Raw genomic sequence first — 16,621 nt, 5'->3', positions numbered from 1 at the left:
ACGATAATCGAGGCGCGAACCGCTGTCGAGTCCTGCGCTGGCAAAATAGGGCGAAAAGCTGGGCACAAAGGTTAAATGCCCGAAAAAAGAGCGATTATTTTTACGCGCTCTGGGTACTGGCTGCGCGATAAGCCTCCACCTGACGCACCAGCCAATCCCGAAACAGGACGACCGGGACGTGGTTGGCGCGTGAAAGCGGGGCCACCGCGTAATACGAGCTCGGGCTTCTGGCCTGATGATCGAAGGCTTTGACCAGCTGCTTCGATTTCAACTCGTTATCGATGAGAAAGAGCGGCATCAGCGCGACGCCGAGGCCGGCGATGCAGGCCTGCGCAACGCTGGAAAACTGTTCGAAGCGCATGCCCTGCGGCAAGACGAGTGACAGGCCGAGGCTTTCGAACCAGTGGCCCCATGCGCCCGGCCGCGAGGCCATGTGCAGCAATGGCAGGGCAGCGATGTCTTCTCCCTTTTCCACCGGATGGGCGCTGAGGAACTGCGGGCTGCACACCGGCGCCACCATTTCATGCATCAGAAAGGTGCTTTCCGCGCCTGGCCAATCGGCCTGGCCGATATGGATTGCCATATCCAGCTGCTCACGCTCGAAATCGAACTGGCCGATGCGGGTCGCAAAATTGATGGTGATCTCCGGGTGGTTCGCCACGAAATCCGGTATACGCGGCAGAAGCCAGCGGGTGCCGAAGGTGGGCAGCATGGCGAGGTTCAGCGTATTGCCATGCGTTTTGGTCATGATCTGCAGCGAAGCTGAGCGTATCTCGCCGAGCGCTGCCGCGATCGATTTTGCGTAGATCTGCCCCTCCGCCGTCAGCGCCACGCCGCGTGCGCCGCGGTCGAAGAGCCGCACGCCAAGCTGTTCTTCCAGTGACATAACCTGCCGGCTGATTGCCCCCTGCGTCAGCGCCAGCTCATCTGCGGCGGCGGAAAAGCTGCCGAGCCGGGCAACGGAATCGAAAGCGGCAAGCGCACTTGTGGATGGCAGGAGTTTGCGGCTGAGAGATGTCATGAGCCATTACTATATGTAATGCAAAAATGAGTAAACATGGCTTGTGCCATCCGTGCTGAATACGAATAATCCGGCCAGCAAATCCGGAGGCATAAAGTGAGCGAACGCGTAGCATTCAATTGGCAGGATCCTTTCCTGCTCGAAGACCAACTGACTGACGACGAGCGGATGATACGCGACGCCGCGGCCGCCTTCGGCAAATCGGAGCTTCTGCCGCGTGTCTCCGAAGCCTATCTTTCTGAAACCACCGAGCCGGAACTGTTCCGCCTGATGGGCCGGCAAGGCCTTCTCGGCGTTACCCTGCCGGAAGAATATGGCGCGGCGAATGCGAGCTATGTGGCCTATGGTCTCGTCGCCCGCGAGGTGGAGCGGATCGACAGCGGTTACCGCTCGATGATGAGCGTGCAGTCCTCGCTCGTCATCCACCCGATCTTCGCTTACGGTTCGGATGAGCAGAAGAAGAAATACCTGCCCGGCCTCGTCTCGGGCGAACTGATCGGCTGTTTCGGCCTCACCGAGCCGGATGCCGGCTCCGATCCGGGCGGCATGAAGACCCGTGCTGAAAAGATTGAGGGCGGTTATCGTCTGCGCGGTTCGAAAATGTGGATTTCCAACGCACCGATCGCCGATGTCTTCGTGGTCTGGGTCAAATCCGAAGCCCATGACAACCAGATCCGCGGTTTCGTGCTCGAAAAGGGCATGAAAGGCCTCTCAGCACCGAAAATCGGCGGCAAGCTTTCGCTGCGCGCCTCCATAACAGGCGAAATCGTCATGGATGGCGTCGAAGTCGGCGAAAACGCACTGCTGCCCAACGTGTCCGGCCTGAAGGGCCCCTTCGGCTGCCTCAACCGCGCCCGCTACGGCATTTCCTGGGGCGTCATGGGCGCTGCCGAAGATTGCTGGTTCCGTGCCCTGCAATATGGTCTCGACCGCAAGCAGTTCGGCAAGCCGCTTGCCGGCATGCAGCTTTACCAGAAGAAGCTCGCCGACATGCAGACCGAGATCGCGCTCGGCCTTCAGGCATCGCTGCGCGTCGGCCAGCTGATGGACGAGCACAGGATGGCGCCGGAAATGATTTCCATCGTCAAGCGCAACAATTGCGGCAAGGCGCTGGATATCGCCCGCCAGGCCCGCGACATGCATGGCGGCAACGGCATCCAGATCGAATATCACGTCATGCGCCACGCGCAGAACCTCGAAACGGTCAACACGTATGAAGGTACGCATGACGTGCACGCGCTGATCCTCGGCCGGGCCCAGACGGGCATTCAGGCGTTTTTCTGAGGGTTATGGACCGTAGCGGTTGCGTAAAGAAAGAGGCCTCCGAAGATCGCTTCGAAGGCCTTTTTCTTTTCGAGCTCAGGTGAAGGCTCAGAATGTGCCGCGCACCCCGATGCCGAACATGCGCGGTTCGGTCATGCTCGCCTCGATGCCGCCGATGCCGCGGTTTTCCTTCATAAGGGTCGGCGCGCGCTCGTCGAAGACGTTCTTGACGTAAGCGTAGAACTCGAGTTCGTCCTGGAACTTGTAGCTCGCCCGCACATCCGCGATCGTGTAGGGATCGATCGCATAGACGGCCTTGTTGTCCGTATCGGAATAATAGCCGTCGAGATGGCGGACCTGCCCGGACACGGTGAACTTGTCCGTCACGTCCCAGCTTGCGCCGACGGTGAAGCTGTATCCCGGCGACTTGGCGAATTCCTTGCCGACATAGGCGGCATTGCTGGAAATCTCGTCGATCTTCGTCTTCAGCAGACCGGCGCTGGCTTTCAGCGTGAGATTGTCGAGCACCCGATAATCCGCGCCAATTTCCAGACCATAGGCATGGGCTTCTTCGGCGTTAACGGTGTAGGATTCGCTGATGCCGGTGGAGACGACGACCGGTACGTTAAACTGGGCGTTCTTCATGTCCATGTAGAACAGATTGCCGTTTACCGTCAGCGTGTCATCGAGCAGGCTGGCGCGGGTGAACACTTCGTAGTTCCAGATGGTTTCCTTGTCGAAGCTCCGCCATTTGCTGGTGGTCAGGTCGAATGCGACGCCGCCGGGATTGTACCCGCGGCTGACAAGACCGCCGACAGTCCAATCATCATTGATGGCATAGGCGAGAGACGCCTTGGGCAGGATTTCAGAGAAGGTTTCGTCATAATTGACCGAACTTCTGCTGGTGGCGCTGAGCGTCCGGTAACCGGCGCGCTGAATCTGGTCCTGCTGGTAGCGCAGGCCACCCGTCAGGGTCCACTGGTCGGTCAGCCGATAGCTCAGCTCGCTGAAGAGGCCGAGATTGTCCTTGGTGTCGCTGAAGCGAGAGGTGCCGCGCAGATAAAGCACCTCGTCGGCTTTCGTGTGCGCATAAAAAATGCCGGCGACACCGCTCAGAACATCCTCCTGATCGCCGAAGGTGACGCGCGTTTCATGCGACGTGTTCCTGAGATCGACATCGGCGTCGCCGTTATTGGCGATGCCGACCCGGCGTTTGGCGGTGGAGTCGGAAAACTGGGTCTGGTTGAACAGTTTCACGCCGTTCTCGAAATCGTAATTGATGTCGAGAATGCCCGTATTGGTATACTGGCTGAAATTCGGCATCGTCGTGGTGATGTGGTTGAGATCTTCGAAGGGACGCGACGCCGCTTCCTGGCTTGGCCGGTTGGAGGCGTTGTAGGAATAGGTCAGCTTTGTGGAAAGACCGGGAATTTCAGACGGTTCCCAAAGAAGCTTGAAGCGACCGTTGAATTCCTTGAAGTTCTGGTCCGTTCCCTCATGCGCAAAGGCATAATTGATGTAATCGATGAAGGTATCGCGGCCGGAATAATCGATCGCCATGCGCGCCGCCAGCTCGTCTTCGATCAGCGGGCCGGAAAAGGCGAAGGAACCACGCTTCTGGTGATAGTTGCCGATTTCCGCCTGATAGCTGGCTTCCGGCGTAAAGGTCGGGTCCTTGGTGTTGACAAGGATGGCGCCGGCAATGGCGTTGGCGCCCTGCGAGGTCGTCTGGGGCCCGCGGAACACCTCGATGGTGTCGACATCCCATATGGACGTCGCCCCGTAGATGAACTCGTTATACCCGAGATAGTGACCGTCCACATTGATCGTCGCGCGCGGCACCGTACCGGTGAAGAAGGCGATGGAGCCGGTATTCGGGCCCTGCGTGTCCTGTCCGCGAATGATGGGGGCACTGACATTGTCGGTGTAGACGACGTTCGGAATATCCTTGATCGCTTCGGATACGGTCGGATCGCCGGTCTTTTCCTTTTTGATCTCCTCGGCGGTTTTGACTGACACCGACGAGGCCGTGTTCTTCATGTCGCGCGCCACTTTTTCACCGGTCACGACAATCGGCTTCAACACCGTCGTCCCTGCTGTATCAGCCTGCTGATCCTGACCGACAACCGGCGTCACGAACAATGTCGCCAACGTCAGAACACTGACCCCGCTCATCAAACGGCCGTTAGAGCTAAACCCCATCATACACCCCAAATAAACATGAGTATTAAAGTCATATTCAAGTAACGGAAGCGTTATCCGTTTCGCAATAGGGAATGCGTTCCGTATTGCGGACAAGCAGGCTTCCGTAACGGGATGTGCCATATTTACAACAAAGTTTAAGGGACCGCCTTTTCCGCCATGGCAGCCCGGCCAGAGAAGCTATTGAAAAGGCTGAAGACAGCCATTCCGATTTTCGTCGCAATGCGTTAGGCATTCTCGAAAGAGTGGGGCACGACCTTGAACGCCATGGATGACGAAACCGAAGAACGCCCGGAAAACGAAGGTGAAAAGCGCTCGGCGCTTATTCAATCCGTATCGATTGCGGCGCGGTTTCTTAATCTTCTCTCCAGGTCCGATACGGGGCTGGCGCTTGGCGAACTTGCTAAACGCGCCGGCACCGGTCGCTCCACCGCGCATCGTTACATGCAAAGCCTCGTGCGGGAGGGACTGGTGATACAGGACCCCGGAAGCGGCAGTTACGATCTCGGCCCCGCAGCGCTGGGCATCGGCATCAGCGCCCTCCGACGAATCAACCCGGTCGAAACCGCCGGACGTGAGATGAAGGCGCTTGCCGCGCAAATCGGCGCCAGCTGCGGCGTGGCGATCTGGACCGAGCGCGGCCCGACCGTGGTGCGGTGGGCGCGAAGCGCCAGCTTTTCCATCAGCACCGTCGCTCTTGGCGATGTTCTGCCGCTGGACAACAGCGCCTGCGGTCTGGTTTTTCAGGCTTATCTGCCACCGGACAGGGTGGCTGCCGTGCGCAGGCTGCAACCACCCGCCTTTCGCGGCTCTCCTCCTGCTGCCGGCATTCTCGAAACCATCCGCGAGACGGGCGGCGCCGAACTCAATGAACATCTGTTCTCCGCCCTGACGGGCAAGGCGGCGCCGGTTTTCGATGCCCAGGGCGAACTCTGTTGTGTCGTCACCACCGTCTCTTTCGTGGCTACCGCCGAAGCGGAACGGCATTTTTCGCGACTGATCGAGGCCGCCCGGCAGGCAACCGCCGAATCCGGTGGCGGCTAGACACCTTCGGCCAGATGCTCCGCAAAGGTGCGGCCGGAATAGGCGGTGCGGAAGAGCCCGGCATCGGCGAGTTTCGGCAGCAACCGCTCCAGCACCAGCCGCATGGATGCCACCGAGCCGCCGGGCACCGCGACAAAACCGTCGATTGCCCCTGCGGCCGCCCATTCACGAATGCCCTTAAAGGCATCTTCAACGGTGCCGACGATCTGCCAATGGCCGGATCCCATCACCTCCGGCCGCCGCAGTAATTCCGCGACACTTAGCGTCTCCCGCTCAATCAGCCTGCGCAGCAGTCCGGCATGGGTGCGGCTTCGCGGTTTTTCGGGCGGCGGCGGCAGGTCGGAAGCGGTGACCACCCGCGTGAGCGGCCAGTCGGTGAGGTCAAGGCCCGTCATGTCGAGAACCGACGCCAGGGTGCGGGCGCGGTTGGCGCGGGCATGGGTCTCAGAAAATAGTTCAAGCGCCTCCTTGCCGCTATCCGCCAGATATAGGCTGAGGCCCGGCATCAGCTTCACCCCGTCAGGCTCACGGCCATGTCCTTCGGCGCGCCGCCGTAAGTCCGCTCTCAATTCGATGGCTGCCCGCATGTCCGGCGTGGAAGCAAAGACTGCATCCGCCACCGAAGAGGCGAAATCGCGCCCCTCGGGAGACGCACCGGCCTGCACCAGCGGAATGCGGCTGGCGTGGGCTGGCAGGTTGAGCGGCCCTTTCACACTGAAATGCCTGCCCTCATGTGCTACCGGGCGCACCAGCGAGGAATCGGCAAATCGCCCACTTTCCCTGTCGAGTTTAAGGGCTTCATTTGGAAAACTCGCCCAGAGCTGCTGCACGACCTGCGTGAATTCGGCGGCGCGTCCATAACGCTCCTGCGGTGACGGCATTTCTCTCAGGCCGAAATTTTCGTGCCCCTCTAGTGCCGTGACGATGTTCCACCCGGCCCTGCCATTGCTGAGCCAGTTCAATGACTGAAGCTGGCGGGCCACCACATAGGGCGGCAGAAATGTGGTCGATACGGTGGACAACAGGCCGACATGGCTCGTTTCCCGCGCAATGGCCGAAAGAAGCATGGTCGGGTCCATGCTGGCAAATCCGCCGCCGGTTTCCAGCCCCTCGGTGCGCAGGAAAAGCGTGTCCGGCCGGAACACGAAATCCACATGCGCAGCTTCCGCACGCTGTGCCAGATCGACGAAATAATCGCTGGAAAATACCCGATTTATATCGCTGTCGGCTCGACGCCATGCTTCGCCGCTGAGCCAGGTTGGGGCCAGCGACATGCCCACATGAAGTTTGGCTGCGACTGACATGATGCACCTCGACTGAAATATCCGGCAAGAAAACCGCGCGTTGAATCGGCAAATTTCGATTTGTGGAGAGTTTTACTATAGTTTAGTGTCGCTTCAAGACCAGAGTGTCGCGCCCGTCGGGAAGGAGCCCGTCTCCCGCAGGTTCGATGTTAAGATTCAAAGACTTATAATCCTCATGTGGCGTCTCGACGCATGAGCGCATGACTAACAGGAGTTGTATCCGGTGCTTGACGCCACGGACCTTCACGCCAGCTATGGCCACGTTCCCGTCCTGCGAGGGCTTTCTTGCCGCTTCCACAGCGGTCGCGTCACGGCGCTGGTCGGCCCCAATGGCTGTGGCAAGTCGACGCTGTTGAAAACCATCATGGGTTTCGTGCCTTTGTCATCGGGCGCGATAAGGCTTGGCGAGCGTTCGCTGGGCGACATCAGACGCAGGGATCTCGCGCGCCGCATCGCCTATCTGCCGCAGGAATGCCATTGCCCCGACTATATGACGCTCGGCGAGTTGATCGAGCTTGCCGGTTATGCACGCTACGGCCTTGCCGGCGGCCCGAGCGAGCGTGACCGGGCGCTTTTCGCCGGGGCGCTGAAGACAGTCGGGCTGGAGGACAAGGCGAGAGCGCAGGTCAACACGCTTTCCGGCGGGCAGCGCCAGCGCGCCTTCATCGCCATGGTGCTGGCGCAGGATACGGACGTGATCCTGATGGACGAGCCGGTCAACCATCTCGACATGAAATATCAATATGCCGTTCTTGGCCTTGTGCGCGAGCTGACCGACAGGCACGGCAAGACCGTTATCGTCGTGCTGCACGATCTCAACCTCGCCGCCGCTTTCGCCGACGACGTCATCATGCTGAAAGCCGGGCAGGTTCTGGCATCAGGGCCGGTAGCAGACACGGTCACACCCGAAAATGTCGCCGAAATCTTCGACCTCGAAGCCGATATATTTTCCAGGCAGGGGCGTCTCATCTGCGTGCCCCGGCTGGAACGCCAGGAACAGGCCATTCCGGCATGATCGCGAAAATAACGCTGATCCTTGCCGCGGCGCTGTTGCTGGCCGCCATCCTCGCCGTCAATCTGTTCGTCATGTCCGGCGACATGCCGCCTGCCGAAGTCATGGCGACGCTCTGGCGCGGGGATGCCGACAGCTATGAACAATCGGTGCTCCTCTATCAGCAAATTCCACGGTCGCTGATTGCAATCTATGTGGGCGCCACAACCGCCGTCAGCGGCTGCGTGCTGCAGGGGCTTGCCCGCAATCCCCTCGCCTCGCCCTCGACCCTTGGGCTGAATGCCGGAGCGACGCTTTTCGTGATCGCCGGCGCGCTGCTGTTCGATCTCTCTGCTGAGGCACAGGGCCTTGCCGCGCTTGCGGGCGCCGGCTTCGGTTTTGCCGCCTGCTTCGTTGTCGCGCGTCTTGCCGGGCGGGTGAACGATCCGCGCGGTCTGTCGCTCATCCTTTCCGGAGCGCTGGTTTCCATGCTGCTGATCGGCGTGACAAACGCCCTGCTTCTTTCCAACCCCACGCGTCGGGCCGAATTCCTGAGCTGGGTTGGCGGCAATATCAACCATGTCTATATCGAACGGCTCACCGATTTCTGGTGGATCGGCGCCATTGCAATGGTGATTTTGCTCTCGGTCGCGCGGCCGCTGACGCTCGTTCTGCTGGGGGCGGAAAAAGCCGCTTCCGCCGGCGTGAATGTCACGCGTATTTCCCGGCTCGCACTGTTTGGCACCATGCTGGCGTCAGGCTCGGCGGTAGCGATCTGCGGCCCGATCGGGTTCGTCGGCCTTATCGTGCCACATATGATCCGGCCGCTGGTCGGCGTGAATTTCACGCTTGCTTTGCCGGCCTCCGCGCTTGTCGGCGCGAGCATCTGCGTGCTCGCCGATCTTGGCGCGCAAACCCTGTTTGCGCCCTACGTGGTCAATACCGGGCTGTTCATGGACCTGCTTGGCGGCCTCGTTTTCATCGTCATCGTCAAGCGTTTCTATCTGTCGCCTTCGGCAAGGGGGCTATCGTGAAACGGGATTTTGCCACGGACGGGAAAGCCGTTCTCAGGTTGCCCGGCGGGCTGCAGATCGGCATTGGCAATCTGACGGCCGGCCTGACGCTGATTGCGCTGGCGTTGACGATCGCCGCCGTGTCCGTCAGCCTCGGCAATACCGAAACGGGCCTTATTGATCTCCTGCACGGGTTTGCCGGCGGGCATCTCGGCGATGATCAGGCCTATGCGCTGTGGACGGTACGGCTGCCGCGCATCCTGCTCGGCTTCATGGCTGGCTGGAGCGTGGCGCTGGCAGGCGCGATGCTGCAATCCGTCGCGCGCAATCCGCTCGCCGATCCCGGCCTGTTCGGGCTGAGCCAGGGGTCGATGACCACCATCATGCTGCTTCTGGTGCTGGTGCCGACGGCCCCCAAGACGCTGGTGGCTCTTGCGGCTGTCGGCGGAGGCCTGGCCGTGGCCTTCCTTTTGATCGCGCTTGTCGGGCGCGAACGCTCGAGCGGCCTTGCCATATTGCTGATGGGCATCGCAATTGAGTCGGCGCTTTCCTCTGTCTCATCGGTGCTTCTGCTCTATACGCCAGCCGAAGCCTCGCTTTCGCTGGCGGACTGGATGGCCGGTTCGCTGTTTCAGGCAAGCTGGCCGACCATCATCGTTTTTGGTCCCCTCTTTGCAGCAAGCCTTGCCGGCATTTTCCTCATTGGCCGGGCGCTTGCCGTCTTCGATCTTGGCAGCGAGATGGCCATGGCACTCGGAGAAACCGTCAGGCATTCGCGACCGCTCGTCATTCTGTTCGCGGTAATTCTAAGCGCCTCCTCCGTTACCGCCGTCGGCCCGCTGACATTTCTCGGCGTCATCGCCCCGCATCTCGCCACCTTCGTTTCGCCCGCCGTCGGCCGCGCCAGGCTTTTCCTGTCGGGGCTTACCGGCGGCATTCTGGTGGTCGCCGCCGATACCCTTTCGCGCGGGCTGGCGGCCGATATGCCGATACCGATTGGCCTTGCGCTGACGCTGATCGGCGTGCCGCTCTTCATCCTCACGCTGCGCCTGCAGGCGTTGCACAGAACCGACGCTCACTAATATATCGAAAAAAGGGAATGCCATGCGAATTGCCATCCTCGTCGCCGCACTTCTGGCCGCCGGAACGAGTCTCGCCGCCGAGCGCAGCGTGACCGATGCCGCCGGCCGCACCGTCTCCGTTCCGGAAAAGCCGCAGCGCATTGTCGTCATGCACGAGCCGCTTCTGGGCGTGCCGCTGATGGATCTTGGCGCTGACGTGGTCGGCGCCTATGGCCGCAACAGCGACGGCAAATTCGCAACCGCCGTCGATTTCGTTGATACCGTGCTTGGCGAAGGCCACGCGAAACCGAAGGGTTTCGGCGCTGTCGGCCAAATCGACCTCGAAAAGCTGCGGGCGCTGCAACCGGACCTCATCGTCGCCACGGAAATGGACAGCGGCAAGGCCGAACAGCTCTCCACAGTCGCACCTGTCTATCTGCAAAAGGCAAGCGCTGGCAAAGCCTATGGCTTCAGCGTGGAGGAAGACCTTGCAGGTCTGGTCGGGCGAAGCGATGTCTTCGCTGAGCGTCGGAAGACCTATGACACCAAGCTCGCCGCCGTCAAAAAGACGCTGGGTGAAGATATCAACGGCAAGACTTATCTCGCGATCCTGCTGACGGACCAGATCAACGCCGTGGGGAACATGTCCGGCGCGGTGCAGGCAATAGAGGATCTCGGTTATGTCAGGCTGAAGATCGACAGTACCGCCTCTTCGGGCGGAATGGGCTCGACCCTGATGATGCCGCTGAGCGCCGAAGCATTCGGCAAGCTCAATCCCGATCTGCTTGTGGTGATGAACAGCTATACCAGCCCAGCCCGCGGCGAGGCGGGAACCCGCGCCGCGCTTGAAAAGATCATTCCCGGCTGGGAGCGTTTCGTAAAACCGGCATGCGAGAAAAGGATTGTTTTCCTCGATTCCACCAGGGTGACGACGCCTTCCATTCCGAGCGCGCTCCATACATTGGATGAAGTGGAAAGCTGGGCAGGCCGCCGCTGACCACCTTTCTGCCCGACAAATCCCGGCACGATCACGTGCCGGGCATAAACTTGAGTTTTCGAAGAAACTTATATTGCCGGGGCGGAAACCGCCTGTTATGGTCCGCGCATCTTGACGCAACGACGCCGGAATATCGCGCCGGATGAGAACCCCAACGCGCGATCATCCGGCACGCCGACCCGGGACAGCGAGACCGCCGAACCCGTCGGCGTCATCCCAGGAAAGACAGCAGCATGAGCATGCCAGAAACCATGGATTCCGCCCTTCCGGACCGCACTCCCAAACGCCACCGCCACGCCGTGAAGCTGCGCGCGCTGGACGTGGCGCGGACCGAAAAACTCAGCCGGTCCATGGTACGCATCGTGCTGACCGGGCCGGAACTTGAGGGCTTTACGAGCGTCGGTTTCGACGACCACGTCAAAATGTTCTTCCCCCAGCCCGGCCAAACCGAACCGACCCTGCCGGTGATCGGCCCGAACGGCATTGAGTTTCCGGAAGGCGCGCCGCGGCCGCTGGCGCGTGACTACACGCCGCGCAGCTTCGATGCCGAAAAAGGCGAACTCGCCATCGATTTCGCCACCCATCACGATGGCCCGGCCAGCAACTGGGCGAAGAGCGCGAAAGTTGGTGACAAGGCGTGGATCGCCGGCCCACGCGGTTCCTTCACCGTTCCCTTCACCTATGACTGGCACCTGCTGATCGCCGACGATACCGGCCTTCCCGCGCTGGCACGGCGACTGGAGGAGATGCCTGCCGGCACACCCGTCGTGGCGTTGATCGAAGTCGAGACGGAGGCGGACCGGCTGGAGCTCGTAACCAGGGCGGACGCATCGATCGTCTGGATAACTCAGAGGCCGGACAACGGAACCGACCACGATGCATTAACGAGCGCCCTGCGCCAGCTCGAACTGCCAAAGGGCGATTTCTTCAGCTGGGTCGCCTGCGAATCGAAGACCGCAAAGGTGGTTCGCGCCCTTCTGGTCGAGGAATTTGGCGCCAACCCCAAATGGACCCGTGCTTCCGGCTACTGGCGGCGCGGCGCGAGCGGCGTTCACGATCATTTCGATGAGTAACCCGGCAATCACGACGGCTGCCATGCGGGATGCGGAAGCGACTATGACGCAACTCAGAGCCCTTCTCGCAAGGGTTCTGGAAGATGAAGTGCGCGATATCGAAACGGGGGACAACCTGTTCGGCTATGGGCTTCATTCGCTTGCCCTCATGCGCCTGATGCAGCCGCTTTCACAGCTTGCGGGAGCGCGGCTCGCTTATGACGATCTGGCCCGGCGGCCAACGCTTGCCGCGTGGCAGGCACTCATCGAACGGTCGCGCGCGGGACATTGATCCCGCGAACCGGCACGTTTCGCGCCGGAGCGCGATTTCCGACTATACCAAGGAGAGGACCATGGCAGCAGACAACACACGTATGCTCGCACGTCGCATCGAAGAAGGCTTCGACAACGAAGAGGAGGCCCCGCCGAGCCAATATGAGGAACGGGTCTGGTTCGAACAGTTTCAGGATCCCGATCAGGTTTTTCGGCAGCTTCTCGCCTATCGGATCGGTGAAGAATGCGATCTGCTGCGTCTAACCTCCGCACTGAAGACGGTTTGTGAGGTCTGGCCCGAGCTTCGTGCGCGCTTTGCCTTTGGCGAGGACGGTACGCTTGCCAAGAGTATTGAGGCTCCATCCGCATCCATCGTGCAGCTGCTGCATGTCCCCTCGGCAGAGGAGGCACTGACTTTGCTGCACGACCTTCAGGGGAGGCCCTTTGATGCCGAGACCGACCCGCCTTTCCAGGCCGTCGTGCTTTTGAGCGAAGGTGAAATCCTGCTGGCATTCCTGGTCCATGCCCTGCTGGGCGAGGTCCTCTCGCCGCAGATCCTGCTGGACGGTATTACGGCGGCCTATGCCGGTGGAACGCCGAAACCGCTTTCGCCGCGTGCGGTCGAAAGTGACAGCGTCGACCCGCTTCCGCTTGGCTGGCTGCAACGTCCGGCCACCGGCTCGACCGTCGTGGCGCTGCGGCAGAACACAATTGACAGGCCTGCGAGCCATAGCCATGGCGTCGACCTTGCGGCTTCCCTGCTCGGCCTCCACAGCTCCACGGCTGCAAACGCGATCCTCGCGCGTGCCGGATCGCGTTTTGCGCTTTTCCTGGCAAGAAGCGGTGGCCCCGAAACAGTAACCCTTCGCCTGCGGCCCGGCCTCGGCGCAGCCACACCGATTTCAGCCGAGTCCGTGGCGCGGATAGCGATCACCCGCGACCAATCGCCCGAACAGGCTGAAAATGCCGTGCTGTCGGGGCTGGAGCAACGAACCGACAATGGAGGCGCAAAGGTCACCTTAACGCTGCAGGCGCTTGCAACACCTGTTCAGGCCATATCGGAACATGGTCTTCACTTCGAGCACCTGCCCCTGCCCTCCCTGCAATCCGGCCTCGGCCTGACACTTGCCGTCGGGCCGACGGCCGCGGGCGAGATCCGCCTCGAATTGACGGGCGGCAGGGAAACATCGCCACATGCGACGGCCTTCCTCCTGGAGCGCTTCGTCAGCCATCTTGAAGGCGGCACGGATTTTTCCGAGGTCGTCCCTCAAGACGCCGCGGCAGCACCGCAGCAGGCAGCCCTTTCGCCCAGTGCGTCCGCTCAGAAGGACGACACCGTCGAAACGATCCTCGCCGAGTTCCGTGAAGCGCTCGTCTCACCCGACATGGGGCCGGATGACGATTTCTTCGATTTCGGTGGCCATTCGCTGATCGCGACCCGCATCATCGGCCGCCTTCTCGCCAATCACGGCATCGAGCTGCGTTTCAACGATCTGTTCAGCTACCCGACCGCCGCCACGCTTGCAAAACAGGCGACGCGGCTCGCAACCGCTGCGCCTGCGCAGGCGGACGCGACGGCGAGCGGCTCGCTGACCGCGCCGCTTTCGCTGGCGCAGATGTCGCTCTGGAAAGCCTATGCCGCTTTCGGTTTCGGCGAAATCTTCAACATTCCCTTCGCGCTCGATTTCCTCGATCCCGTCGATGAGAACGCCTTCGAATGCGCCTTCCTCGATATAATCGAGCGCCATCCTGGCCTGCGGACCCATTTCTACGTCGAAAACGATATGGTTCTGCAGAGGATCGTGCCAATGCATGATCTGCCCGGTTACAAATGGTTCTGGACCAGCGAAGAAAGCGAAGGGGTGGACCGCCACGCCGAGGCTGGCTGGCGCTTCGATCTAGCGCGCGAACTGCCGATGCGGCTGCGCTTCCTGCGCGACCCCCACACCGGCCGTCAGGTGCTTTCCTTCCTCTTCCATCACATCGTGCTGGACGAATGGTCGGTGAACCTGATGATGGACGAGCTGACCGAGGCTTACCGGGCAAGGGCGACGGGCGTTCCCCCGGTCTTCGCGACCAGACCAGCCCCGTTCCACGAATTTGCAAGACAACAGGTCGCGTCAGGCGTCAATTCCAGCCACCTTGCCTACTGGACCGATATGTTGCGGGATGCGCCGAGAGGCCTTACTCTCAACGGACAGGAAAGCACACCGCACGAGGCATCGCAGGACGAAGCACCGGCGGGCGGCTGGATCGAGTTCAAGCTGGAAAAACATGTCAGCAACGGGCTTTACGCCACTGCCAGGCAGAACAGCGCCTCGCTGTTCAACGTGGTCTATGCCGCGATTGCCGCATCGCTGCGCCATCTCGGCGGGCTGAGCGATCTCGTGGTCGGCACCTCGGCTTCGGGCCGCACCGACAGCAATTATTTCGATACGATCGGTTATTTCACCACGGTCGTCGCCCATCGCGTTCGTTTCACGGAAACGATGACCGTCGGCGAACTGATTTCCTCGGTGAAGAACACCATCAATGGCTCGCTGGAACACAGCGAAATCCCGATCGATCTCGTGGAGGAAGCACTGGGCATGACGCCGGGTCGCGACCATTTGTTCGAGGTCTTCATCCAGATCCACGCCAAGAACAAGCTGAACGGCGCCCTTGCGGGGCCGGATGGCAGGGCGGTGGAATTCCGCCAGATCGATCCGGACAAACACGAATCCATGCTGGGGCTGCAGTTCGAGGTAATGGAAGAGACGATCGGCGGCGATCGCTCCATTCGCGTGCTGATGAGCTACCGTTCGGACCGTTACGGACCTGAGGATGTCGAGCGGCTGCGCAGCACCACCAGCGGCATCTTCAGCCGTTTTGCGGAAACCGGCGCTTCGGACCGCGTGCTGACGACGCTCGCCTGAGCCGGACCTGCCAAGGAAAACCCGGCTTCGCCTGACGGAGCCGGGTTATTTTGTCTTTGAACGCTGATGAGAATGTCCTGGCGCGGCCCTTGCATCCGCACGCCGTCATACCTCAGACCGCCAGGCGGAACGCCGTGGACGCCTCCACCGCCGCAAGCGCCAAGGCCTCCTCGCGCAGCATGGCATCGAGGAACAATGGCAGCTCTTTACGGTAGCGGGCGAAGTCTCCCGCTTGTGTCAGTGCCGAGTCCGCATCGATGTGCAAGTTCAGTTCGCTGCCGTCATCTTCACCGCGGAAGGTAAGGTTGAACCCGTCGCCGGGACCATTCGCCAGAATGTGCCTGGCAACGGTGAGCCCGGCAAACACCGGCGCGCTGAACGGCAGGACATTGATGAGCGGCGAGAAGAAGAAGCGCCGGCCTTTCGGTATTTCCCGGTCGGCGGCGATCTGCTCAATACGGTAGCGGCCGTGCAGGCGCTGCTTCCGCAGATTGGCGGCGTTGCGCGTCAGAAATGCGCCGACGTCCTCTCCAGGCTCGATGGTGAGGTGGAACGGCAGGATGTTGACGAGCATGGCCGGCATATGGGCGCCGACACTGCCCCAGCGGCTCATGAACGGCAGCCACAGTGTCAGGACATCACGATCCGGACGGGGCAGCACCCGGTGGAGATAAAGACCGGAAAGCAGCACCAGAAGATCGGGCCAGCCAATCTCCAGTGCGCCGGCCAGTCGTTGCAACCGCGTGCTGAAACCGGGCGGCAAGGCCGCATCCGCATGCAGGCCACCGCCGCCATAATCCTCGCAATCCTTGTCCAGCACCGGCAGATCGGCGGGTGCGGCGAGATAGGCTGTCCAGAAATCGCGATCCTTTTCGAAACGCCGGCTCCGCTTGTAGGCTTCCTCTTCCGCCAGGAAATCGCCGAAGGGGTGAAAATCCGGACCCGCTTCACCCTTGCCGCAATAGTGCCCGTAAAGCTGGCCGCAGCGCTGCTCCACCAGCGTCAGCCCATAACCATCAACGACGATATGATGGGCGCGGATATACCAAAGGTAACGATCATCGGCGATACGGTAGAGGAGCTGCGCCGAGAGCCTGTCGGCCGTGAGATCGAGCCGCGCTTCCACATCCGCATTCATGCGCCGCAAAGCCTCCTCAAGCGGAGCGGGATTGCCGCGGAGATCGACAAGTTCCACAACCGGGGCATGGTTTGGGTCGCAGCATTGCTGCGGCGTCTCACCATCATCGCCGACGCGGAAGCGGATAGACAGGACTTCGGATTCGCGCACGGTGCGTGTGATCGCCTGAAGGAGCGCGCTTTCATTCACCGCACCGGAAAGATCGATGTAATGGGCGACGGTTGAAACCGGTTCGTCGGGATGGAAGGAAAACTCCTCCCAGAAATCGAGTTGCGGCTGCGTCAGTGGAAGCCAGCCGCCGGCGGGATCGATATGCGCCATCTGTTTTTCCTTGCACTATTTTCGTT

13 protein-coding genes are annotated in these 16,621 nt (G+C 61.0%); 9 read left to right on the top strand and 4 right to left on the bottom strand.

Translation table 11 applies throughout. The features are described 5' to 3' along the window. Positions 1-100 precede the first annotated feature (100 nt). Positions 101-1,021: a LysR family transcriptional regulator gene (locus FHW77_RS02980; RefSeq protein ID WP_004445308.1), complete on the bottom strand. Its 921-nt coding sequence runs from the start codon at positions 1,019-1,021 to the stop codon at positions 101-103. 96 nt (positions 1,022-1,117) lie between these two features. Here FHW77_RS02980 and FHW77_RS02975 point away from each other — a divergent pair, with 96 nt between their 5' ends. Next, positions 1,118-2,305, top strand: coding sequence for an acyl-CoA dehydrogenase (locus FHW77_RS02975; protein WP_004445310.1), 1,188 nt, complete (start codon positions 1,118-1,120; stop codon positions 2,303-2,305). An 87-nt stretch (positions 2,306-2,392) separates the two neighbouring features. On the opposite strand, the gene FHW77_RS02970 is transcribed toward FHW77_RS02975, so the two are convergent. Continuing rightward, on the bottom strand, positions 2,393-4,459 hold the full coding sequence (locus FHW77_RS02970) for a TonB-dependent receptor (protein WP_082055382.1): 2,067 nt from the start codon (positions 4,457-4,459) through the stop codon (positions 2,393-2,395). A 294-nt stretch (positions 4,460-4,753) separates the two neighbouring features. Here FHW77_RS02970 and FHW77_RS02965 point away from each other — a divergent pair, with 294 nt between their 5' ends. Next, positions 4,754-5,530, top strand: coding sequence for an IclR family transcriptional regulator (locus FHW77_RS02965; RefSeq protein ID WP_004445314.1), 777 nt, complete (start codon positions 4,754-4,756; stop codon positions 5,528-5,530). On the opposite strand, the gene FHW77_RS02960 is transcribed toward FHW77_RS02965, so the two are convergent. Then, a complete protein-coding gene (locus tag FHW77_RS02960) occupies positions 5,527-6,834 on the bottom strand; it encodes an NtaA/DmoA family FMN-dependent monooxygenase (RefSeq protein WP_004445315.1) in 1,308 nt (435 codons plus the stop codon). The genes FHW77_RS02965 and FHW77_RS02960 overlap by 4 nt on opposite strands. A 214-nt stretch (positions 6,835-7,048) precedes the next feature. Here FHW77_RS02960 and FHW77_RS02955 point away from each other — a divergent pair, with 214 nt between their 5' ends. The 7 genes from FHW77_RS02955 (at position 7,049) to FHW77_RS02925 (ending at position 15,136) form a co-directional block, all read left to right on the top strand. Next, positions 7,049-7,849: an ABC transporter ATP-binding protein gene (locus tag FHW77_RS02955; protein ID WP_035207039.1), complete on the top strand. Its 801-nt coding sequence runs from the start codon at positions 7,049-7,051 to the stop codon at positions 7,847-7,849. After that, the gene (locus FHW77_RS02950) at positions 7,846-8,859 is read left to right on the top strand and encodes a FecCD family ABC transporter permease (protein WP_004445317.1); all 1,014 of its coding nucleotides are present in this window, start codon (positions 7,846-7,848) and stop codon (positions 8,857-8,859) included. Before FHW77_RS02955 ends, FHW77_RS02950 begins: the two co-directional genes overlap by 4 nt. Then, complete coding sequence (locus tag FHW77_RS02945) at positions 8,856-9,920, top strand: FecCD family ABC transporter permease (RefSeq protein ID WP_004445318.1); 1,065 nt, start codon at positions 8,856-8,858, stop codon at positions 9,918-9,920. Before FHW77_RS02950 ends, FHW77_RS02945 begins: the two co-directional genes overlap by 4 nt. 22 nt (positions 9,921-9,942) lie before the next feature. After that, positions 9,943-10,896: an ABC transporter substrate-binding protein gene (locus tag FHW77_RS02940; protein ID WP_182590348.1), complete on the top strand. Its 954-nt coding sequence runs from the start codon at positions 9,943-9,945 to the stop codon at positions 10,894-10,896. A 233-nt stretch (positions 10,897-11,129) separates the two neighbouring features. Next, on the top strand, positions 11,130-11,969 hold the full coding sequence (locus FHW77_RS02935; RefSeq protein WP_004445320.1) for a siderophore-interacting protein: 840 nt from the start codon (positions 11,130-11,132) through the stop codon (positions 11,967-11,969). After that, positions 11,962-12,240 carry a phosphopantetheine-binding protein gene (locus tag FHW77_RS02930; protein WP_044459237.1) on the top strand — a complete coding sequence of 93 codons (279 nt, stop codon included), beginning with the start codon at positions 11,962-11,964 and terminating at the stop codon, positions 12,238-12,240. The genes FHW77_RS02935 and FHW77_RS02930 overlap by 8 nt, the downstream gene beginning before the upstream one ends. Positions 12,241-12,301: 61 nt before the next feature. Next, on the top strand, positions 12,302-15,136 hold the full coding sequence (locus FHW77_RS02925; RefSeq protein WP_044459236.1) for a condensation domain-containing protein: 2,835 nt from the start codon (positions 12,302-12,304) through the stop codon (positions 15,134-15,136). Between the two features lie 112 nt (positions 15,137-15,248). Here FHW77_RS02925 and FHW77_RS02920 read toward each other — a convergent pair whose 3' ends face one another. Further along, entirely contained in the window at positions 15,249-16,595 is a 1,347-nt protein-coding gene (locus FHW77_RS02920; RefSeq protein WP_004445323.1) for a condensation domain-containing protein, read from the bottom strand. Positions 16,596-16,621: the final 26 nt, after the last annotated feature.

The sequence above is a fragment of the Agrobacterium sp. RC10-4-1 genome (genome assembly GCF_014138475.1).
GTDB lineage: Bacteria > Pseudomonadota > Alphaproteobacteria > Rhizobiales > Rhizobiaceae > Agrobacterium > Agrobacterium pusense.
This window is presented reverse-complemented; position numbering and strand designations above follow the sequence as displayed.